This window comes from Caballeronia sp. SL2Y3 (assembly GCF_022879575.1).
In the GTDB taxonomy this organism is placed as follows: domain Bacteria; phylum Pseudomonadota; class Gammaproteobacteria; order Burkholderiales; family Burkholderiaceae; genus Caballeronia.
Genome location: NZ_CP084261.1, coordinates 215,122 through 234,733 on the forward strand (window position 1 = coordinate 215,122; position 19,612 = coordinate 234,733).

Sequence of the window (19,612 nt, forward strand, 5' to 3'; positions counted from 1 at the left end):
CATCTTCGATTGCTTTACGCGGCGACGGGTTCGCGCGGCGCGTGCGAGTCGGCGCGCCGGTCCGGCACGCGATAGACTTTCGCCTTCCAGCGCGCCCGAACGTACGGGCGCTCGTGGCCCGACAATCCGAGCGCGATTTCGGTGATCCAGTGCTGCGTCGGCACCGGCACGCCATGCAGCGCCACGACGACTGCGCCGAGGCTTGCCGCGACGGGCGCGGGCGATAGCTTGCCGGCCTCCGCTTTCCACGCGATGCGCACGAACGCGATGGCAACCGCGCCGCCGAGCGCGCAGCCCGCGACGACTTCCGATACCGAATGCGCGTTGACCACAACGCGCGACCCGCCGATCAGGGCGCCGAGCAGCAGGCCAACGGCCACGCCGCCCGCGCGCAACGCGCCGCGTGCTGGCAGCAGCGCGACGAAGAGCGCGACGGGAAGCACCGCCGTCGCCATGAACGCGTGGCCGCTTATGCCGGTGAAGTCGATATTGCGCACGCCGATTCCCCAGCCGATGAACGCGATCTTGCTCAGAGCCACGCATGCGCTGCCCGCGCCGAGGAGCGCGAGCCATTCGAGCGTGTACTTCCAGCGATAACCCAGCGCAAGCCACGCCGCAGCCGCGAGCCCGACGGGCAGCATGACGCCGACGCTGCCGAGGGCGGTGACGCGTAACCAGACCGAGATGGGAATTTCGACGTTCATCAAGGGCAATAGGAATAGCAGTTGCTGCATTGCGGCAGCGATGGAATTGGAAAGCAGGTGCGAGCAGCAGTATACCGGTTGGGAAGAAGACGAAATTTCGGCTTATTCTTTGTTTGCATCGCGGCTCATCTGGCAACAAGCTCAGTCTTATTGGTCTAAATGTCGCAAACCTCTAGCTCGGGTGTGGCGAAGGACTCGGCAAATCGCTTCGTTTGATGGTATTGTGCAGTGCAACACGACGCGCCGAGCGCACGTCATCTGAAACACGCTTTAGGAGAACCAGCCGAATGTCGAAGAGCCTTACCAAACTCTGGTTGCGTGGCTTGAGACGCCTGGTCGCTGTCCAAGCCGAGAGCATCCACCCGCCCAAGCCGCGCCCGGCCACGAAGCCCGCGCGTTCGAAGACCTTACGGTCCAAGCTCAAGTCAGGCGCCGCCGCGAAGGCCGCGGCTTTCGCCCCCGCCACGCGCCGACCGGAAACGCGCGAATCGCGCGTCCGGCCGCGTGCGTCAGCATGGGCGCGTGGCAAGTGGGACCGCTCCTATCACTCGGCCCCGCCGACCGCCGGCCGTTTCGTCAACCATCTTTCCTACGCGTTGTACGTGCCGCCGAGAACCGGCCTGGGCCGCATGCCCGTCGTGGTGATGCTCCACGGATGCAAGCAAAGCGCCGACGACTTCGCGCAGGGCACGCGCATGAATCTGCTCGCGGACAAATACGGCTTCGCGGTGCTGTACCCGGAGCAGTCGAAGCATGACCATCCGCATCGCTGCTGGCGCTGGTACGACGATTCGAGCAGCGGCGGCGGCGGCGAGGCGGCGTCGATCGTCTCGCTGATTCGCGCGACGGTCGCCGAGCACCAATTCGACCCCGAGCGCGTCTATCTCGCGGGGATGTCGGCGGGGGCAGGGCTCGCGGCGCTGCTCGCGGTCCGCTATCCGGACTTGTTCGCGGCGGTCGGGCTGCATTCGGGCGTCGTTTTCGGCGAGGCGAACTCGGCGATCGGCGCGATGGACGTCATGCGCCGCGCAAGCCGCACCGACCCGGTGACGCTGATCGACGCCGCGCTCGACGTGCGCGACTACCCGGGCATGCCGGCCGTCATCATCCATGGCGAACTCGATTCGGTGGTGTCCGCCGAGAACGCCGAGCAACTGACGCAGCAGTTCCTTCGGCTGAACGGCTTCATCGACGCAGCAGGCCAGCCGCGCGCGGGCGAAGTACGGGAGGAAACGCATCCCGATGGCGTCGTGCGCGACTACTTCAAGAACGGGCGGCGCGTCGTGAAGACGTCGATCGTGCGTGGGCTCGGCCATTCGTGGGCCGGCGGCGACGACACGGTGGCCTTCCATTCGTCGAAAGGGCCGGATTCATCCGCCGTGCTGTGGGAGTTCTTCAAGCACCAGCGCCGCTCCAGCCAAACCGCGCGCGCGGCGTTCGTCGCCTAAACGCGGCCGGCTTTGTTTCGGGTGTTGCAATTTCGTCTTTAGTATCAGCGTTCTAGCGGTAAATGCTGGCGCTGGCTCAGGGATTACCCTATAATCACGCTTATAGGTAGTTACCCCAGTATCCAGCGAGGCCAATCATGTTCCTGCTTTCCCGTATTTTCCTGTTCCTGACCAAGACCGCTGAAGAGCGTGACCGCGAGCGTGACGACGCGTACCTCGCTGAAGCCACCGACATCTACGATCTCGAATATCGCATGAAGAAGTTGGACCAGCGTGCGGCAGCCCGTCATCCGTCGTGGATGGCGAACTGAGTCGCCCTCCGCGCGAGTTCGAGTCGATGTGAAAAAGCCGGCACTTAGCCGGCTTTTTTGTTGCCTATTCGCCGCATTCACGCGGCACCGTCAGCGCCCAGAGGCGCCGGACGTATTCGGCAGGTCCGGCGCGTCCGGCGTCTGCACGCCGAAGCAGCCGCGATACGTCGCGTAGAAAGAGCAGTAGAGCGCGGTGGTTACGAGAATCGACGCCGGCATCAGCACGGCGAACGCCATCTCCTGTCCGACGCCGAGCGCCTGCATCAGCGCCGTGATGCCGAACGAAATGGCAAGCGCCACCGCAATCCATAGGACGCCGTACAGGATGAACGCGCCGCGATTGCGCCAGCAGGAAACGAGGCTGAAGAACAGCGCCTTCGCGGTCGGAACCTCGTGCCACGCAATCAGAATCGGCGAGAACCAGAACAGCATGGCGACCGGCAGATAACACGCCATGGCGACCAGCACGGCCAACGGACTGAAGCCGGCCGCGACCGTCTCCGGATCGCCGGACGGGCCGTTGCCCATCATGAGGTTGAGGAGCGCGCCGCCGTCGACGAGGGCGGAGACGCCGAAAATCACCGCCATCGCGACGACATACAGCGCGCCCAGCACCAGCAGGCGGCGCGCGACCACGCTCCCGTACGAGCGGAATCCGTCGACGAGAATGGTCGGCCAGACGGGCTTGCCGGCGATGGTGTTCCTGCACGCGGCCATGAAACCCACGGCGACGCCGGGAATAAACAGGAGCGGCAGCAACGGACCGACGAGCGGCACGCGCGAAATCAGCGTCATCACGAACAAATAGGCGAAGAACACCGTGAGGAACGCGAACGGGTTGCGGCGGAAGAGCCAGATGCCCTGGCGAAACCACACGTAGCCGGTTTTGGCGGGAACTTCGATCAGTCGCATGGGGAGTCGCTGAGTTACCGTTGGGCGGAAGAGGACGCGGCTTGGACGCGCTCGCGCAGAATGCGCTCGAAATGGCCGGGATCGTGCGCCTTCAGCATCTGCGCTTCGCGCGGTCGATGAAAGTCATAGAGCCGCGACACCCAGAAACGCATGGCGCCCGCGCGCAGCATGTCGTTCCAGTGGCGTTCCTCGGCCGGTGTGAAAGGACGCACGGTCTGATAAGCGCGCAACAGCGCATCGACGCGGGCCGCATCGAGCGCGCCGGTCGACAGGTCGACGCACCAGTCGTTCACGGTCACGGCCACGTCGAACAGCCACTTGTCGACGCCCGCGAAATAGAAATCGAAGAAGCCGCCGAGCCGCGCGTGCTCGCGTCCATGCGCGAACAGCACGTTGTCGCGAAAGAGGTCGCAATGGCATGGGCCGGCGGGCAGCGCGGCGTAATCGGCCGAGGCGAAAAAGGCCGTTTGATGCGCGAGTTCGGATTCGATCAGTTCGCGCTGGCTGTCGCTCAGGAAATCGATGATGGCGGGGACATTCTCTTGCCACCACGGCAGGCTGCGCAGATTCGGCTGATGCCGCGCGAAGTCGCGCCCCGCGAGATGCATGCGCGCGAGCATGTTGCCGACCTCGATGCAGTGCGCGGGCGTCGGCGCCAGTTCGGGCGTGCCTTCGAGCTTCGTGACGATGGCGGCCGGCTTGCCGCGCAGCATGCCGAAGAGCGAGCCGTCGCAGCGCGGCATCGGATCGGGAACCGGCACGCGATGCGAGGCGAGATGCCGCATCAGATCAAGATAGAACGGAAGCTGCGTGGCCGTCAGATTCTCGAAGATCGTCAGCACGTATTCGCCGTGCGTGGTCGTGAGGAAGAAGTTGCTGTTTTCGATGCCCGATTGGATGCCGCGAAATTCGACGACATCGCCGAGATCGTAATGTTGCAGCCAGTCGCCGAGCTCGGCGTCAGAGACGGGGGTGAATACGGCCATGCAGGAAACGTCTGTCTGGTTGATTGGCCCGCGCGGGGCCGAATGACGAAGCCCGCTCACGAAGAGCGGGCTCGAAGCTATCTTACTTGACTCAATACCGCAGATTCACGGACGGCAGGCGCGTGCTCGCGCGGCCGTTGTCGCGCACTTGCGGCGACGTATCCGCAGGCGCGCTCATCTGATAATGCGTGCCGAAATTCGAGTGGACGTTGATCTCGACAGGCTTGCCCTTGTCGCGATACTCGGTGATCTCGGTTCCGTTCGGACTCAGTTCGTGAAAGCTCGGCGTGCGCGGCGGCGAAATCTCGACCTTGGAGCTGACATTGGCGGGCGGACGGTTGATGGCCTTGAGATCCGGAAGGCCCGCGGCTTCTTCCGCCGACATGGTGTGCTGAGCCGGTTGCGCCGCCGACGGGTTCGCGTCGGATATCGGCTGCGCGAAGGCGCCAACGCTTGCGGCGGCGAGGACTGCCGCCGTCGCGACAGAAAGAAGCGGCTTCATGATAATTCTCCAGGGATGGCCGGATTCTAACAAACCCTATCGAAGCGTAACGGACTGCGTTGCGTGGCGCGTATTCGGCTATCGGAAGGCGCGCGGTAGGGGCTTCATGGTCCGCACTTTCTTCCGTGTTAATGTCGATTCATCGACAAGGCATTGAAGCACACGCACACAAAACCATGACCAACGACCGCACTCAAACCACGCAAGGCACGCCGGCCAACGATTTCCCGACCGAATCCTTCGATGACCCGGTCGCCGCCGTCACGCGCCTTTCCGCCATCTACGAAGCGAACACCGCTTTCCTGCGCGACGCCTTCGCGCGCTACCGGCGCAACGAGCAGTTCACGCATCGGGTGCGCGCGTGCTATCCGTTCGTGCGGGTGCGAACGGAGCTGAACACGCACATCGACTCGCGCCGCTCGTACGGCTTCGTCGCGGGGCCGGGCATCTTCGAGACCACGCTCACGCGGCCCGATCTCTTCGGCGATTACTACCGCGAGCAGTTGCGCCTGCTCACGAAGAATCATCACGTGGGCATCGAAGTGGGCGTGTCGGCGCAGCCCATTCCGATCCACTTCGCGTTTGCGGAAGGCATTCACCTCGAAGGCGATCTCGACCGCGACCGCCTGCTCGCGATGCGCAATGTCTTCGATACGCCGGACCTCGCGCTACTCGACGACCGCATCGTCAACGGCACGTACGAGCCGGGACCGGGCGAGCCGCATCCGCTTGCGCTCTTCACGGCGGCGCGCGTGGACTTTTCGCTGCATCGGCTGCGTCATTACACGGCGACGTCGCCGACGCATTTTCAGAACTATGTGCTCTACACGAACTACCAGTTTTATATCGACGAGTTCGTGAAGCTGGGCCGCACGCTGATGTCGCGCGCCGACGACGAAGAGACGCGCGCGTATCGCAGCGAATATTCGTCGTTCGTGGAGCCGGGCGACGTCATCACGTACAACGCGAATCTCGGCGAGCAGCCCGACGAAGGCACCGCGCTGGCCCGTTTGCCGCAGATGCCCGCGTATCACCTGAAGCGCGCGGACGGCAGCGGCATCACGATGGTCAATATCGGCGTGGGGCCGTCGAACGCGAAGACGATTACGGATCACATCGCGGTGCTGCGTCCGCATGCGTGGGTCATGCTGGGGCATTGCGCGGGCCTGCGCAACACGCAGCGGCTCGGCGACTATGTGCTTGCGCATGGTTACGTGCGCGAAGACCACGTGCTCGATGCCGATCTGCCGCTCTGGGTGCCTGTGCCGGCGCTCGCCGAAGTGCAGGTCGCGCTAGAAAAAGCGGTGGCGCAGGTGACGCAGCTGGAAGGCGTCGAGCTGAAGCGCGTGATGCGAACGGGGACGGTCGCGAGTGTCGATAACCGCAACTGGGAACTGCGCGATCATCGCGAGCCGGTGCAGCGGTTGTCGCAAAGCCGCGCGATCGCGCTCGATATGGAAAGCGCGACCATCGCGGCGAACGGGTTCCGCTTTCGCGTGCCGTACGGGACGTTGCTATGTGTATCGGACAAGCCGCTGCACGGTGAACTGAAGCTGCCGGGCATGGCAGACCAGTTCTATCGCGCGCAGGTGGATCAGCACTTGCAGATCGGCGTGAAAGCGATGGAACTGCTGCGGATGAACGGCTTGTCGAGGCTGCACTCGCGCAAGTTGCGGAGTTTCGCGGAGGTGGCGTTTCAGTAAGGACACGCATGCGGGCGGGGCAGGGTCGCCGCCCGCGATGCAGTGTTTTATTGTTGCGGGCGCGGCGCGCTCAACAAGCGCGTGTAGTTCATCCAGCCGGTCACGGGTGCGTCCGTGCCGTGGGAGGGCGTGCAGCCGGTTTGCGAATCTTGCTCCGAGGGCGCGCAGTAAGCACCCTCGTAAGTCACGCGCACCCACGGCGTGTTATTGCCGGACGACTCGGTGACGTCGCGCATCGTCGATGTATCCACGCTCACCTTCGAATCTTTCGGCACGATGATCACGGCCGCGCAGGTCGAACCGGGACACGAGCGTATGTTCATGTCGATGCCGCCAAGATACATGTCGACGATGCCGCGGTTAGTGGCCGCGCTTGTCGAAGGCTGAACCGCCGCGGGAGCCGACGCCGCGGCTTGTGCGGACAATGCGCCGATGCGGGTCAGGTCGTCCTGGCTGACTTTGCGAACGAAGCTGTAATCCCGTTGTGTACCGTCTCCGGCAGTGATCGTGATTGGGCCAGGTCCGTCGCACTCACCGCATTTCGTCGGGCTGATGGTGCGCACCTCTTGCTTGCCGCTCTTCCAGAAGAGCTTGACGTTGACCGTGTTGTTGTCCACGTCCACATCGCCGAGCGCGGCGGGCAGCAGCGCGTCGCCTTGTGCGATCTGAATGTCGTTGCCCGATGCCGAGATGACCGTCAGGCCGGCGCCCGTCGCGGGCTTCCACACGCCCGAGATTGCGTCCAGCAATGAGTCCCTCGCTTGTTTCATGCGGTCGGCCTGGGATGGCTGGTCTGCGCTGACCGTGGCAGGCGCAGGCGCGCTTGCCGTCGTCGCAGCCGATGCGTCGGCTTGCTGCTTGTCATGACATCCTGCAAGCAGAACCATCGCCGCTGCCAGGGTGCCAGCGAACTTCAGAAGGGAGTTTGATGCGTGCTTCATGTTGCTTTATTGCCTCTGGATCATGCGTGAGACACAGGCGCGTTGATTGCCGCTGTATCTCAAAAACCGCATTTGCATTAATAAAAGCTATCGACGAGCCGTAAAAATAGCCGCATGCGCCAATGACGCTGCGGCTTATCCAGCCCGTGGCGGGCGATATTAGCGATTCAACGCGAGTCGATCAAGCCTATTCGATAGTTAGGACATCTATGTTTTCATGCCGAAACAACGGGCGCCTCCGACTGCGAAGCGCCCGTGCATGGCTTGATTACAAATAAAACATCCGATCCTCGTCCGACTTGCCCTCAGCCGGCTCTTCGACCTTCTCTTCGCGGTCTTCATAGAACCGCAGCACGGCATCGAGCACCTGATCCGGCTCGTCGATGACCTGCATCAGATCGAGGTCCTTCTCGCTGATCACGCCATTGGTCAACAGCGTCTTCTTGAACCAGTCGAGCAGCCCCGCCCAGAACTCCGCGCCGACGAGCACGATCGGCACATGACGCGACTTCTTCGTCTGAATGAGCGTGAGCACTTCCGCGAGTTCGTCGAGCGTGCCGAAGCCGCCCGGCATCACGACGACCGCATCCGAATTCTTCACGAACGTGACCTTGCGCGTGAAGAAGTGACGGAAGCGCAGCGAGATGTCCTGCCACTGATTGCCGGATTGTTCATGCGGCAATTCGATGTTCAAACCCACCGACGGCGACTTGCCCGCATGCGCGCCCTTGTTGGCCGCTTCCATGATGCCCGGACCGCCGCCCGAGATGACGGCGAAGCCTGCATCGGAGAATTTTTGCGCTATTTCGATGGTGCGCTGATAGTACGGCGACTCCGGTTTCAGACGGGCCGAACCATAGATGCTGATGGCAGGGCGGATCTCCGAGAGGTACTCGGTCGCCTCGATAAACTCTGCCATAATCGTGAACATCTGCCACGACGCGCGGGCCTTCTTGGCTGTCGCGCGCTCTTGATCTGCGAGTGATCGCAGACTCGGAATCACTTTTCTCTTGTTCATAATGCCTGAAGAACTCAGTCTTGAAGGTAAGACCCTGCTATTGGTCGACGGTTCTAGCTACTTGTACCGGGCTTACCATGCGATGCCTGACCTGCGTGGTCCCGACGGCGGTCCCACCGGCGCACTGTATGGGATGGTGAACATGCTGCGGCGCCTTCGCCGCGAAATCAATGCAGAGTATAGCGCGTGCATCTTCGACGCCAAGGGTAAGACCTTCCGCGACGACTGGTACGCCGACTACAAAGCCAACCGTCCTTCGATGCCCGAAGACCTGAGCAAGCAGATCGAGCCCATCCATGTCGCGGTGCGCGCGCTCGGCTGGCCGCTCGTGATGATCGAAGGCGTCGAGGCCGACGACGTCATCGGCACGCTCGCCGTGCAGGCCGAAAAGCGCGGCATGAAGGTAATCGTGTCGACGGGCGACAAGGATCTGGCTCAGCTCGTGACGGATCATGTCACCCTCATCAATACGATGACCAACGAAACGCTCGATCGCGCAGGCGTCGTGAACAAGTTCGGCGTGCCTCCGGAGCGCATCGTCGACTATTTGTCGCTCATCGGCGATACGGTCGACAACGTGCCCGGCGTCGAAAAGTGCGGACCCAAGACCGCGCTCAAATGGCTTACCGCATACGAAACGCTCGATGGCATCGTCGCACACGCGAGCGAGATCAAAGGTGCGGTAGGAGACAATCTGCGCAAGGCTCTGGACTTCCTGCCGATGGCGAGAAAGCTCGTCACCGTGCACACGGCATGCGACCTCGCTTCGCAGATCGACTCCATCGAAGAGACGCTGCAAACGCGCCCCGAATCCCGCGACGAGTTGCGCGACGTGTTCCTCCGTCATGGCTTCAAGACGTGGCTGCGCGAGATCGAAATCGCGGATGCCGTCGAAGGCCCGACCGATACGCCGCCCGCCGAAGTCACCGAGATCGTCCATCACTACGAGACCGTGCAGACGTGGGAGCAGTTCGACGCATGGCTCGCGCGCATCGAAGCCGCCGAGATCACCTCGTTCGATACGGAAACCACGTCGCTCGATCCGATGGTCGCGCAGATCGTCGGGCTGTCCGTGGCGGTGGAGCCGGGACATGCCGCGTATATTCCGGTCGCGCATCGCGGGCCGGACGCGCCCGTGCAGTTGCCGCGCGACGAAGTGCTCGCGAAGCTCAAGCCCTGGCTCGAAGACGCATCGAAGAAGAAGGTCGGCCAGCATCTGAAGTACGACGAGCAAGTGCTGGCCAATCACGGCATCGAACTGAACGGCGTCGAGCACGACACGCTGCTGCAATCGTACGTGCTCGAGTCGCATCGTCCGCACGACATGGACAACCTCGCGCTGCGGCATCTGGGCGTGAAGACCATCAAGTACGAAGACGTCGCGGGCAAGGGCGCGGCGCAGATCGGCTTCGACGAAGTGGCGCTGGAGAAGGCCGCCGAATACGCAGCCGAGGACGCCGACGTGACCTTGCGCCTGCATCAGACGCTTTATCCGCAGGTCGCGGAAGAAGAAGGACTGCTGCGCGTATATCGCGATATCGAAATGCCGACCGCCCGCGTGCTGCGCAAGATGGAGCGCAACGGCGTGCTGATCGACCGCGAGAAACTCGACGCGCAAAGCAACGAAATCGCGAAGCGCCTGATCGAACTACAGACGGAAGCGTACGAGCATGCGGGCGGCGAATTCAATCTCGGATCGCCCAAGCAGATCGGCCAGATCTTCTTCGAGAAGCTGCAATTGCCCGTCGTGAAGAAGACGCCGAGCGGCGCGCCTTCCACCGACGAAGAAGTGCTGCAAAAGCTCGCCGAAGACTATCCGCTGCCGAAGGTGCTGCTCGAACATCGCGCGCTGTCCAAGCTCAAGTCGACCTACACGGACAAGCTGCCGCGCATGGTCAATCCGTCCACGGGCCGCGTGCACACGAACTATGCGCAGGCCGTCGCGGTGACGGGGCGCCTGTCGTCGAATGAACCGAATCTGCAAAACATCCCGGTGCGAACGGGCGAAGGCCGTCGCATTCGCGAGGCGTTCATCGCGCCGCCGGGCAGCAAGATCGTGTCGGCGGATTATTCGCAGATCGAACTTCGCATCATGGCGCACATTTCGGGCGATGCGTCGCTCATGCGCGCGTTCACGGCAGGCGAGGACGTGCACCGCGCGACGGCATCCGAAGTGTTCAGCGTGACGCCGCTCGAAGTGGACAACGACCAGCGGCGCATCGCGAAGGTCATCAACTTCGGCCTGATCTACGGCATGAGCTCGTTCGGGCTCGCGTCGAATCTCGGCATCACGCGTGATGCGGCGAAGCTTTATATCGACCGCTATTTCGCGCGCTATCCCGGCGTGGCCGCGTACATGGAAACCACGCGCGTCACGGCGAAGATGAACGGCTTCGTCGAAACCGTGTTCGGGCGGCGTCTGTGGCTGCCCGAGATCAACGGCGGCAGCGGTCCGCGCCGCCAGGCGGCCGAGCGCGCCGCGATCAACGCGCCGATGCAGGGCACCGCCGCCGACCTCATCAAGATGTCGATGATCGCGGTGCAGGACTGGATCGAAAAAGCGGGCATGCGCACGAAGATGATCATGCAGGTCCACGACGAACTCGTGCTCGAAGTGCCGGAAGAAGAGCTGCCGGACGTGCGCAAGCGTCTGCCCGAATTGATGTGCGGCGTCGCCGAACTGAAGGTGCCGCTCGTCGCGGAAGTGGGCGTCGGCAACAACTGGGAAGAAGCGCACTGAGGGCCTACTGAGCGGCGGGCATCGAGCATATGTCGTTCATGCGGCGGCGGCGCTTGTGAATGCCGCGTCGCATCACGCACAATGAAGCAACGAGGCGAGCGGACAGCGCCGTGCAATCCATCAGGCAAAGGGAGAGCTCTTCATGCATCGCTTCATTATCGTCGGCGGCGGGGCGGGCGGTCTCGAACTCGCGACGCGTCTCGGTGACCGCTTCGGTTCGGGCGAAGGCAAGGCGGACGCCAAGACGAACGCCAAAACGCCGCGCGCGCAGATCACGCTCGTGGACCGCAATCCGACGCACATCTGGAAGCCGTTGCTGCACGAAGTCGCGGCGGGCAGCATGGACCCGTTCACGCAGGAACTCGAATACGCGGCGCAGGCGCTGTGGCACGGCTTCGAGTTCCAGCAGGGCGAGATGATCGGCCTGAACCGCGCGGCAAAGCGCATCACGATAGGCGCGCTGCGCGACGACGAAGCCGGCGAACTGCTGCCGCAGCGCGAGCTGGAATACGACACGCTCGTGATCGCGATCGGCAGCACCACGCACTTCTTCGGCGTCGAGGGCGCGCAGCAGTATTCGATCGCGCTCGATACGGTCGGTCAGGCGGAGCTTTTCCGCAAACGGCTGATTGCCGCGTGCATGCGCGCCGAGCACGTCGTGCCCGAACTGGCCGTCGAAGGGCCGGCGCAGGAGCCGGTCGTCGTGGAAGCTGCGCCTCGCATTCAGATCGCGATTGTCGGCGCGGGCGCGACGGGCGTCGAACTGTCGGCGGAACTGCGCAACACCGCGCAAGTGCTGTCGGCGTACGGCTTGCACAAGCTCGATCCGAAGAACGATATCGGCATCGTGCTGATCGAAGCGGGGCCGCGCATTCTGCCGGCGTTGCAGGAGCGCGTGTCGACAGCCACGGCGGAACTGCTCACGAAGCTCGGCGTCAAGCTGATGACGGGGGAGACCGTCGCGCAGGTCTCGCGCGACTCGATCCGCACGGCGAGCGGCAAGATCATCCGCGCGGACCTGACGGTGTGGGCGGCCGGCATCAAGGCGCCCGCGGTGCTGTCGCAACTCGACGGCCTGCCGACCAACCGCCTCGGCCAGTTGATCGTGCGCCGCACGCTGCAAACCGAGATCGATGACAACGTCTTCGCGCTCGGCGATTGCGCGGCCTGTCCGTGGCCCGGCAACGAGCGCAACGTGCCGCCGCGCGCGCAGGCGGCGCATCAGCAGGCGAGCTTTCTTTTCAAGGCGTTCGCGCGGCGCATGGACGGCAAGCCGCTGCCCGAATACACCTATCGCGATTTCGGCTCGCTGGTTTCGCTCGGGCATTACAGCGCGGTCGGCAATCTGATGGGCGGGCTGATCGGCGGCAACATGCTGATCGAGGGGCTCTTCGCGCGCTTCATGTACATGTCGCTGTACCGGCTCCATGTGGCTGCGCTGCATGGCTACGCGCGCATGGTGCTCGATACCTTCGCGCACTGGCTGCGCCGGTCCACCGCGCCGCGCGTGAAGCTGCACTGACCGCTTAAGCGTTTGCGGAACAAAGCTGTTTAGAATGGGCGGCGCGCGGTGTCGTGCGCGCCCGGGCGATGCGGCTTGCCGCCCGTGTCTGGTCGTGTAGCGCCGCGCTGAGACGTTTCAGCGCGGTTTCCGGTTCAGTGCCATCGGTGCGGCTGTGGCTCGACGACGACGAGCGAGCCGCATCGGCGGCGCGTTGGCGGCGCTTGCCGCAGGAGCTTCGTATGCTGAGTCCCGAAGTCGACAGCCTCATCCCGCACGTTCCGTTCGATCGACGCACCTTCATCAAGGCCGCTTTCGGCACCGGCTTCGCGGCCGCCGTGCTGCCCGTCTCCGCGCAGACCATTCATACCGATGTCGACGGCCTCGAAGCGGGCGCGATCGGCGTGCGCGGCGCGGACGGCACGCTGATTCCCGCGTATCGCGCGCAGCCGCTCGGCAAGACGCATCTGCCGGTCATCATCGTGATTCACGAGATTTTCGGCGTGCACGAGCATATCGCCGATGTCTGCCGCCGCTTCGCCAAGCTCGGCTATCTCGCCGTCGCGCCGGATCTTTATACGCGGCAAGGCGATGCGTCGGTGTATCCGTCGATTCAGCAACTCAACGATCAGATCGTCTCGAAAGTGCCGGATTCGCAGGTGCTTTCCGATATCGACGAGACGGTCAAATGGGCGGGCGAGCATGGCGGCGATGTGAAGCGGCTCGGCATCACCGGCTTCTGCTGGGGCGGGCGCATCACGTGGCTGTACGCGGAGCACAATCCGCGCGTGAAGGCGGCGGTGGCGTGGTACGGGCGCCTCGCCGGCAACAAGACGGCGAACTCGCCGAGCAATCCTATCGACAACGCCGGCGAACTGAAGGTGCCCGTGCTCGGCCTATATGGACGGCAGGACCCGAGCATCCCGCAGGACACCATCGAGCAGATGAAACAGGCCATCGCGAACGGCCCGCCGAGCGCGCGCGGCTCGCAGTTCGTGGTCTATGACGACGCGCCGCACGCGTTTTTCGCCGATTATCGTCCGAGCTACCGCAAGGCCGACGCCGAGGACGGCTGGAAGCGCGCGCTCGCGTGGTTCCGCGAGCACGGCGTCCGTTAAGCAGGCGTCAGGGATTCGCGCCGGTCGCGACGGGGCGGCCCGGATCGGCGCTCCATTCGCTCCACGAGCCGGGATACAGCGCGGCGCCGTGCAGCCCGGCGATTTCCATGGCGAGCGCGTTGTGGCACGCCGTCACGCCCGATCCGCATTGCAGCACCACGCGATCCGCGGGCGTCTCGCCGATGAGCGAGGCGAACGCTTCGCGCAGTTCGTGCGCCGTCTTGAAGCGGCCTTCCTGCGTCAGATTGTTCTTGAAGAAATGGTTCAGCGCGCCGGGAATGTGGCCGCCGACCGGATCGATCGTTTCGTTCTCGCCGCGATAACGGTCGGCGGCGCGCGCATCGATCAGCAGATGATCGCGCGTGCCGATACTGCGTTCGATCGCTCGCGCATCCACGGTCACTTGCAGCGGCTGGCCGGCCTTGAACGTGCCCTGCGTCTTCGGCGGCACGGCCGTGTCGAGCGGCTTGCCCGCAGCCTCCCACGCTTGCAGGCCGCCATCGAGCAAGGCGACGGAATCATGCCCGAGCCAGCGCAAAAGCCACCACAGACGCGCGGCGTACATGCCGCCTTGCGCGTCGTAAGCGACGACCTGCTGACCTTCGTTCAAGCCGAAACTCGCGAGCTTCTCGACGAGCGCGGCGCGTTCCGGCAGCGGATGCCGGCCGTTCGTGCCGGTTTTCGCGCCGGACAGGTCGCGGTCGAGATGCAGGTAATGCGCGCCCGGAATGTGGCCCGCGGCGTAGGCGGTTTCTCCAGCTTCCGGCGCGGCGAGATCGAAGCGGCAGTCGAAGACGAGCACGCTGCCGGGCGCGTCGGCGAGCCATTGGGCGAGATTGGCCGCTGAAATGAGCGTGGTGTAGTGAGTGTGCGGCATGGCGGCTCCTGATATCTTCGGCAAGGACTTCGAAGTGGATGAACGCCTAGTGTAAACAAGAAAACGGGCCCGAAAGCCCGTCTCTTGTGATCATGCGCCGCGCTCAGATGCTGCCGAGCTGATGCCGCAGGAACTCGTGGAAGTGCTGCATGCCGGATTCCATCGGACTCTGATACGGCCCGACCTGGTTCTCGCCGCGCGACATCAGCGCGCGACGGCCCGCGTCCATGCGCTCGGCGATTTCATCGTCCTCGCGTGCGGTTTCCATGTACGCGGCGCGCTCGGCCTCGATGAACTCGCGCTCGAACAGCGCGATTTCCTCGGGGTAATAGAACTCGACGATGTTCGTCGTCTTCTGCGTGCCGCGCGGAATGAGCCACGACACGACGAGCACGTGCGGATACCACTCGATCATGAGACCGGGGTAGTACACCATCCAGATGGCGCCGAACTCCGGCGGCGCGCCGTTACGGAAGCGCAGGACCTGGTCGTGCCACTTGCGGTACGTCGGGCTGCCCGGCTTTTCCAGATTCTTGTGGACGCCCACCGTCTGCACGCTGTACCAGTCGCCGAATTCCCATTCGAGGTTGTCGCACGACACGAAACTGCCGAGACCCGGATGGAACGGCGCGACGTGATAATCCTCCAGATAGACCTCGATGAAGGTCTTCCAGTTGTAGTTGCACTCGTGCACTTCGACGTGATCGAACATGAAGCCCGAAAAATCGAAGTGACGCGCCGTACCGAGCTTGGCGAGATCGGCCGCGACGTTGCGGCCCTCCGCCTCGAAGAGCAGGCCTTGCCAGTTCTGTAGCGGCGTAGCGCCGAGATTCAGGCACGGTTTGTCGGCGAAATGCGGCGCGCCGAGCAACTGGCCGCTCAGATCATAGGTCCAGCGATGCAGCGGACAGACGATGTTCTCCGCGCTGCCGCGCCCATTCAGCATGATGGCCTGGCGGTGACGGCACACGTTGGACAGCAGTTCGATGTTGTTCTGCTGATTGCGGACGAGCACGCGCCCTTCGCCTTCGCCCGGAAGCGCGAAATAGTTCCCCGCTTCGGGGACCATGAGTTCGTGCCCGATGTAGCGTGGACCTTGCTTGAAAAGTACGTCGAGTTCGCGCGTAAGAAGCGCTTCGTCAAAGTAAGCCGTGACTGGCAGTTGACTATGAACAGCCTTCAACTGCAATGCATTGCTCAGATTGGACATTCCCACTCCCGATGAAGACGTGAAAGCAGTGAACAACCCAACCATCGAAGATTCGATTTAGGGAGCCCGCGATTATACCGAAATCCGCCTCGCCGGGGCGCATAAGGTCTTGATTTGGGTATAAATTGTCGCGAGAGTTCCTACAAATGCGCATTTAGCTGATTTGGCGCAAGCATCGTGCCGCGTGCATGCAGCTTCGACGCGGCGGCGCCGGACGCGCGGGTGGCCGTCGCGTCACGCGCACGGGTTGCGGGTCGAAAAATCGGCTTTTGCCGTAGAATGTGCGACTTGGTTCCAATTTTCACCGCACATCCACGATTCATGGCGAAGACCGCAGAAGACGCAACAAGCGAAGAAGCCCGCGCCGATGCGCCGGGCGCGGACAGCGCGCCGCTTCCGCAGAATTACGAAGCGGCGCTGGCCGAACTCGAATCGCTCGTCGCGCGCATGGAAGAGGGCGCGTTGAGCCTCGAAGAATCGCTTGCCGCGTACCGCCGGGGCGCGGCGCTTGTCGGCTTTTGCCAACAACAGCTCGAAAAAGTCGAGCAGCAGGTTCGCGTGCTCGACGGCGAGACGCTCAAGCCGCTGCCCGGCGACGCAGAACGCGCGACGAACGACAACGGGGACGACGATCTATGACCTTCGAACAATGGATGCGCGCCACGCTCGACCGCGTCGAAACCGCGCTCGAGCACTATCTTCCCGGCACGGACCTCGCGCCGGCGCGCCTGCATGAAGCCATGCGCTATGCCGTGCTCGGCGGCGGCAAGCGCGTGCGTCCGCTTCTCGTTCACGCAGCCGGCGAACTGACGGGCGCGAGCGCGCAGGCGGTGGAAGCCGCGAGCGCCGCGCTGGAGATGATCCACGTCTATTCGCTCGTGCACGACGACATGCCCGCGATGGACGACGACGCGCTGCGTCGCGGCAAGCCCACGGTACACATTCAATATGACGAAGCGACGGCGCTGCTCGTCGGCGACGCGCTTCAGTCGCAGGCGTTCATCGCGCTGACGGCCGAGGGCAATGGTCTGTCGGACCGCCAGCAGGCCGCGCTCGTGCGCGAACTGGCGGTCGCGAGCGGCTCTGTCGGCATGGCGGGCGGGCAGGCCATCGACCTCGAAAGCGTCGGGCGCAAGCTGTCGCGGCCCGAACTCGAAACCATGCATCGCAAGAAGACGGGCGCGTTGCTGCGCGCGTCGGTGCGCATGGGCGCGCTTGCCGGCGACGAGCCGGGCGCGGACGTGCTCGCCGCGCTCGATCAATACGCCGCCGCAGTGGGGCTCGCGTTCCAGGTCGTCGACGACATTCTCGACGTCACGGCCGATTCCGCGACGCTCGGCAAGACCGCCGGCAAAGATGCGCAGCATGACAAGCCGACTTACGTGTCGATCATCGGACTCGACGCGTCGCGCGAACTCGCGGCGCAACTCGGCCGCGACGCGCACGCCGCCATCCAGCCGTTCGGCGCTCGCGCGCAGCGCCTCGCCGAACTCGCCGACCTGGTCGTGAACCGGGCGCATTAATTGTTGAACGCGTGACGAGGCCCACGGCGCGAACCGAATTGTCGCGCTGAACGAATCACGCCAGTTTTCCTAAATGGGACGACGATGTACGACTTGCTGAAAACCATCGACGATCCGGCCGATTTGCGTGCCCTCGATCGACGCCAACTGCAGCCGCTTGCCGACGAACTGCGGGCCTACGTGCTCGACAGCGTCTCGCAAACGGGTGGCCATCTGTCGTCCAACCTCGGCACGGTCGAGCTGACGATCGCGCTGCATTATGTGTTCGATACGCCGAACGATCGTATCGTCTGGGACGTCGGCCATCAGACGTATCCGCACAAGATTCTGACCGGGCGCCGCGACCGAATGCCGACGCTGCGTCAGCAGAACGGCATTTCGGGCTTTCCGCGCCGCAGCGAATCCGAGTACGACACGTTCGGCACGGCGCATTCGAGCACGTCGATCTCGGCGGCGCTCGGCATGGCCATCGCGAACAAGCTGCAGGGCGACAACCGCTATTCCATCGCCGTGATCGGCGACGGCGCGATGACCGCCGGCATGGCGTTCGAGGCGATGAACAACGCGGGCGTCGCCGACGACCTGCCGCTGCTCGTCATCCTCAACGACAACGACATGTCGATCTCGCCGCCGGTCGGCGCGCTGAACCGCCATCTCGCGCGTCTGATGTCGGGCCGCTTCTATGCCGCCGCCCGCGCGGGCGTGGAGCGCGTGCTGCGCGCCGCGCCGCCGGTGCTCGACCTCGCGCGCAAGCTCGAAGAGCACGCGAAAGGCATGATCGTGCCGGCCACGCTCTTCGAAGAGTTCGGCTTCAACTACATCGGCCCGATCGACGGCCACGATCTCGACTCGCTCATTCCGACGCTGCAAAACATCAAGGAACTGCGCGGTCCGCAATTCCTGCACGTCGTCACGAAGAAGGGCCAGGGCTACAAGCTCGCGGAAGCCGATCCCGTGCTCTATCACGGCCCCGGCAAGTTCAATCCGGCCGAAGGCATCAAGCCCTCCACCGCGCCGTCGAAGAAGACCTACACGCAGGTTTTCGGCGAATGGCTCTGCGACGCCGCCGCGCAGGATTCGCGCGTGGTCGGCATCACGCCGGCCATGCGCGAAGGCTCGGGCATGGTCGAGTTCGAAAAGCGTTTCCCGGACCGTTACTTCGACGTCGGCATCGCCGAGCAGCACGCGGTCACGTTCGCGGGCGGACTGGCCGCGGACGGCATGAAGCCGGTCGTCGCCATTTATTCGACGTTCCTGCAACGCGCGTACGACCAGTTGATCCACGACGTCGCGTTGCAGAATCTGCCGGTCGTTTTTGCAATCGACCGCGCGGGTCTGGTCGGCGCCGACGGCGCGACGCACGCGGGCAATTACGATCTCGCGTTCCTGCGCTGTATCCCGAACATGACGGTGATGGCCGCATCGGACGAAAACGAATGCCGCCAGATGCTCTACACGGCGCTCCAGCAGCCGAACCCGACGGCCGTGCGCTATCCGCGCGGCGCGGGTACGGGCGTGGCCACCGTCAAGCAGATGACCGCCATTCCGCTCGGCAAGGGCGAAATCCGCCGTCAGTCGTCGCAGAAAATGGGTTCGGGCAAGCGCATCGCGATTCTCGCGTTCGGCACGATGGTCGCGCCGTCGCTGGCCGCCGCCGAGGAACTGGACGCCACCGTGGCGAACATGCGTTTCGTGAAGCCCGTCGACGCCGACCTGCTGCGCGAACTGGCCGCAACGCACGACGCGCTCGTGACGGTCGAGGAAGGCACGATCATGGGCGGCGCGGGCTCCGCATGCGTCGAGGCGCTTCTGGCAAGCGGCGTCGTGAAGCCGGTGCTGCAACTGGGCCTGCCGGACGTGTTCATCGACCACGGCGATCCTGCCAAGCTGCTCGCGAGCGTCGGGCTGGATGCGGCCGGCATTGCGCACTCCATCCGCGAGCGTTTCCTGTCCGCAGTCGAAGCGGCGGGCAAGCTGACCAAGCGCGTCGCCTGACGCGGAACCGGCCACGGGCGCTCGGGGCGCGCCGTTCATCGGCAATGGCCGCAGTGTTTTGCATACGGCGCGGGCTTCGTCCCGCGCCGTATGCGTTTCACCGTTTGGCGCCACGCGCGTGAA

General features: G+C 64.0%; 17 protein-coding genes. 9 read left to right on the forward strand and 8 right to left on the reverse strand.

Annotated elements, in window-relative coordinates:
* Window positions 1-14: 14 nt before the first annotated feature.
* Window positions 15-704 carry a phosphatase PAP2 family protein gene (locus LDZ26_RS14310; RefSeq protein ID WP_370650732.1) on the reverse strand — a complete coding sequence of 230 codons (690 nt, stop codon included), beginning with the start codon at window positions 702-704 and terminating at the stop codon, window positions 15-17.
* Between the two features lie 287 nt (window positions 705-991).
* Between LDZ26_RS14310 and LDZ26_RS14315 the strand changes: the two genes are divergently transcribed.
* Together LDZ26_RS14315 and LDZ26_RS14320 are read left to right on the forward strand one after the other, a co-directional pair.
* Window positions 992-2,152 carry a PHB depolymerase family esterase gene (locus tag LDZ26_RS14315; RefSeq protein ID WP_244849830.1) on the forward strand — a complete coding sequence of 387 codons (1,161 nt, stop codon included), beginning with the start codon at window positions 992-994 and terminating at the stop codon, window positions 2,150-2,152.
* Window positions 2,153-2,289: 137 nt separating this feature from the next.
* Window positions 2,290-2,463, forward strand: a complete 174-nt coding sequence (locus tag LDZ26_RS14320) for a DUF3563 family protein (RefSeq protein WP_175940956.1) — start codon at window positions 2,290-2,292, stop codon at window positions 2,461-2,463.
* A gap of 90 nt (window positions 2,464-2,553) precedes the next feature.
* Here the strand turns inward: LDZ26_RS14320 and LDZ26_RS14325 are convergent, their stop codons facing one another.
* The 3 genes from LDZ26_RS14325 to LDZ26_RS14335 form a co-directional block, all read right to left on the reverse strand.
* Window positions 2,554-3,375, reverse strand: a complete 822-nt coding sequence (locus LDZ26_RS14325; protein ID WP_244849831.1) for a BPSS1780 family membrane protein — start codon at window positions 3,373-3,375, stop codon at window positions 2,554-2,556.
* A gap of 14 nt (window positions 3,376-3,389) precedes the next feature.
* Window positions 3,390-4,361: a homoserine kinase gene (locus tag LDZ26_RS14330; RefSeq protein WP_244849832.1), complete on the reverse strand. Its 972-nt coding sequence runs from the start codon at window positions 4,359-4,361 to the stop codon at window positions 3,390-3,392.
* A gap of 91 nt (window positions 4,362-4,452) precedes the next feature.
* Window positions 4,453-4,863, reverse strand: a complete 411-nt coding sequence (locus LDZ26_RS14335) for a hypothetical protein (protein WP_244849833.1) — start codon at window positions 4,861-4,863, stop codon at window positions 4,453-4,455.
* Window positions 4,864-5,039: 176 nt separating this feature from the next.
* Between LDZ26_RS14335 and LDZ26_RS14340 the strand changes: the two genes are divergently transcribed.
* Window positions 5,040-6,566, forward strand: coding sequence for an AMP nucleosidase (locus tag LDZ26_RS14340; RefSeq protein WP_206469192.1), 1,527 nt, complete (start codon window positions 5,040-5,042; stop codon window positions 6,564-6,566).
* A gap of 47 nt (window positions 6,567-6,613) precedes the next feature.
* Here the strand turns inward: LDZ26_RS14340 and LDZ26_RS14345 are convergent, their stop codons facing one another.
* Together LDZ26_RS14345 and LDZ26_RS14350 are read right to left on the reverse strand one after the other, a co-directional pair.
* Complete coding sequence (locus LDZ26_RS14345; protein WP_244849834.1) at window positions 6,614-7,336, reverse strand: hypothetical protein; 723 nt, start codon at window positions 7,334-7,336, stop codon at window positions 6,614-6,616.
* 439 nt (window positions 7,337-7,775) lie between these two features.
* Window positions 7,776-8,525, reverse strand: a complete 750-nt coding sequence (locus LDZ26_RS14350) for a TIGR00730 family Rossman fold protein (RefSeq protein ID WP_175940962.1) — start codon at window positions 8,523-8,525, stop codon at window positions 7,776-7,778.
* Window position 8,526: 1 nt separating this feature from the next.
* Here LDZ26_RS14350 and polA point away from each other — a divergent pair, with 1 nt between their 5' ends.
* From polA to LDZ26_RS14365, 3 genes are all read left to right on the forward strand, one after another.
* Window positions 8,527-11,265, forward strand: coding sequence for a DNA polymerase I (polA, locus tag LDZ26_RS14355; protein WP_244849835.1), 2,739 nt, complete (start codon window positions 8,527-8,529; stop codon window positions 11,263-11,265).
* Window positions 11,266-11,407: 142 nt separating this feature from the next.
* Window positions 11,408-12,787, forward strand: coding sequence for an NAD(P)/FAD-dependent oxidoreductase (locus tag LDZ26_RS14360; RefSeq protein ID WP_244849836.1), 1,380 nt, complete (start codon window positions 11,408-11,410; stop codon window positions 12,785-12,787).
* A 221-nt stretch (window positions 12,788-13,008) separates the two neighbouring features.
* Complete coding sequence (locus LDZ26_RS14365; protein ID WP_244849837.1) at window positions 13,009-13,884, forward strand: dienelactone hydrolase family protein; 876 nt, start codon at window positions 13,009-13,011, stop codon at window positions 13,882-13,884.
* 7 nt (window positions 13,885-13,891) lie between these two features.
* Here the strand turns inward: LDZ26_RS14365 and LDZ26_RS14370 are convergent, their stop codons facing one another.
* Window positions 13,892-14,761 carry a sulfurtransferase gene (locus LDZ26_RS14370; protein ID WP_244849838.1) on the reverse strand — a complete coding sequence of 290 codons (870 nt, stop codon included), beginning with the start codon at window positions 14,759-14,761 and terminating at the stop codon, window positions 13,892-13,894.
* Window positions 14,762-14,864: 103 nt separating this feature from the next.
* Complete coding sequence (locus LDZ26_RS14375; RefSeq protein ID WP_244849839.1) at window positions 14,865-15,971, reverse strand: aromatic ring-hydroxylating dioxygenase subunit alpha; 1,107 nt, start codon at window positions 15,969-15,971, stop codon at window positions 14,865-14,867.
* 321 nt (window positions 15,972-16,292) lie between these two features.
* Between LDZ26_RS14375 and LDZ26_RS14380 the strand changes: the two genes are divergently transcribed.
* The 3 genes from LDZ26_RS14380 (at window position 16,293) to dxs (ending at window position 19,489) form a co-directional block, all read left to right on the forward strand.
* A complete protein-coding gene (locus LDZ26_RS14380) occupies window positions 16,293-16,610 on the forward strand; it encodes an exodeoxyribonuclease VII small subunit (RefSeq protein WP_244849840.1) in 318 nt (105 codons plus the stop codon).
* Window positions 16,607-17,494 (forward strand): polyprenyl synthetase family protein, encoded by an 888-nt coding sequence (locus LDZ26_RS14385; protein ID WP_244849841.1) that lies wholly within the window; start codon window positions 16,607-16,609, stop codon window positions 17,492-17,494. The genes LDZ26_RS14380 and LDZ26_RS14385 overlap by 4 nt, the downstream gene beginning before the upstream one ends.
* 84 nt (window positions 17,495-17,578) lie before the next feature.
* Complete coding sequence (dxs, locus tag LDZ26_RS14390; RefSeq protein ID WP_244849842.1) at window positions 17,579-19,489, forward strand: 1-deoxy-D-xylulose-5-phosphate synthase; 1,911 nt, start codon at window positions 17,579-17,581, stop codon at window positions 19,487-19,489.
* Window positions 19,490-19,612 lie beyond the last annotated feature (123 nt).

What these genes read in the sequence shown, in the direction of transcription:
- LDZ26_RS14310 (WP_370650732.1), bottom strand. Translation starts at nt 704, where the DNA reads ATGAACGTCGAAATTCCCATCTCGGTCTGGTTACGCGTCACCGCCCTC.
- LDZ26_RS14315 (WP_244849830.1), top strand. Translation starts at nt 992, where the DNA reads ATGTCGAAGAGCCTTACCAAACTCTGGTTGCGTGGCTTGAGACGCCTG.
- LDZ26_RS14320 (WP_175940956.1), top strand. Translation starts at nt 2,290, where the DNA reads ATGTTCCTGCTTTCCCGTATTTTCCTGTTCCTGACCAAGACCGCTGAA.
- LDZ26_RS14325 (WP_244849831.1), bottom strand. Translation starts at nt 3,375, where the DNA reads ATGCGACTGATCGAAGTTCCCGCCAAAACCGGCTACGTGTGGTTTCGC.
- LDZ26_RS14330 (WP_244849832.1), bottom strand. Translation starts at nt 4,361, where the DNA reads ATGGCCGTATTCACCCCCGTCTCTGACGCCGAGCTCGGCGACTGGCTG.
- LDZ26_RS14335 (WP_244849833.1), bottom strand. Translation starts at nt 4,863, where the DNA reads ATGAAGCCGCTTCTTTCTGTCGCGACGGCGGCAGTCCTCGCCGCCGCA.
- LDZ26_RS14340 (WP_206469192.1), top strand. Translation starts at nt 5,040, where the DNA reads ATGACCAACGACCGCACTCAAACCACGCAAGGCACGCCGGCCAACGAT.
- LDZ26_RS14345 (WP_244849834.1), bottom strand. Translation starts at nt 7,336, where the DNA reads ATGAAACAAGCGAGGGACTCATTGCTGGACGCAATCTCGGGCGTGTGG.
- LDZ26_RS14350 (WP_175940962.1), bottom strand. Translation starts at nt 8,525, where the DNA reads ATGAACAAGAGAAAAGTGATTCCGAGTCTGCGATCACTCGCAGATCAA.
- polA (WP_244849835.1), top strand. Translation starts at nt 8,527, where the DNA reads ATGCCTGAAGAACTCAGTCTTGAAGGTAAGACCCTGCTATTGGTCGAC.
- LDZ26_RS14360 (WP_244849836.1), top strand. Translation starts at nt 11,408, where the DNA reads ATGCATCGCTTCATTATCGTCGGCGGCGGGGCGGGCGGTCTCGAACTC.
- LDZ26_RS14365 (WP_244849837.1), top strand. Translation starts at nt 13,009, where the DNA reads ATGCTGAGTCCCGAAGTCGACAGCCTCATCCCGCACGTTCCGTTCGAT.
- LDZ26_RS14370 (WP_244849838.1), bottom strand. Translation starts at nt 14,761, where the DNA reads ATGCCGCACACTCACTACACCACGCTCATTTCAGCGGCCAATCTCGCC.
- LDZ26_RS14375 (WP_244849839.1), bottom strand. Translation starts at nt 15,971, where the DNA reads ATGTCCAATCTGAGCAATGCATTGCAGTTGAAGGCTGTTCATAGTCAA.
- LDZ26_RS14380 (WP_244849840.1), top strand. Translation starts at nt 16,293, where the DNA reads ATGGCGAAGACCGCAGAAGACGCAACAAGCGAAGAAGCCCGCGCCGAT.
- LDZ26_RS14385 (WP_244849841.1), top strand. Translation starts at nt 16,607, where the DNA reads ATGACCTTCGAACAATGGATGCGCGCCACGCTCGACCGCGTCGAAACC.
- dxs (WP_244849842.1), top strand. Translation starts at nt 17,579, where the DNA reads ATGTACGACTTGCTGAAAACCATCGACGATCCGGCCGATTTGCGTGCC.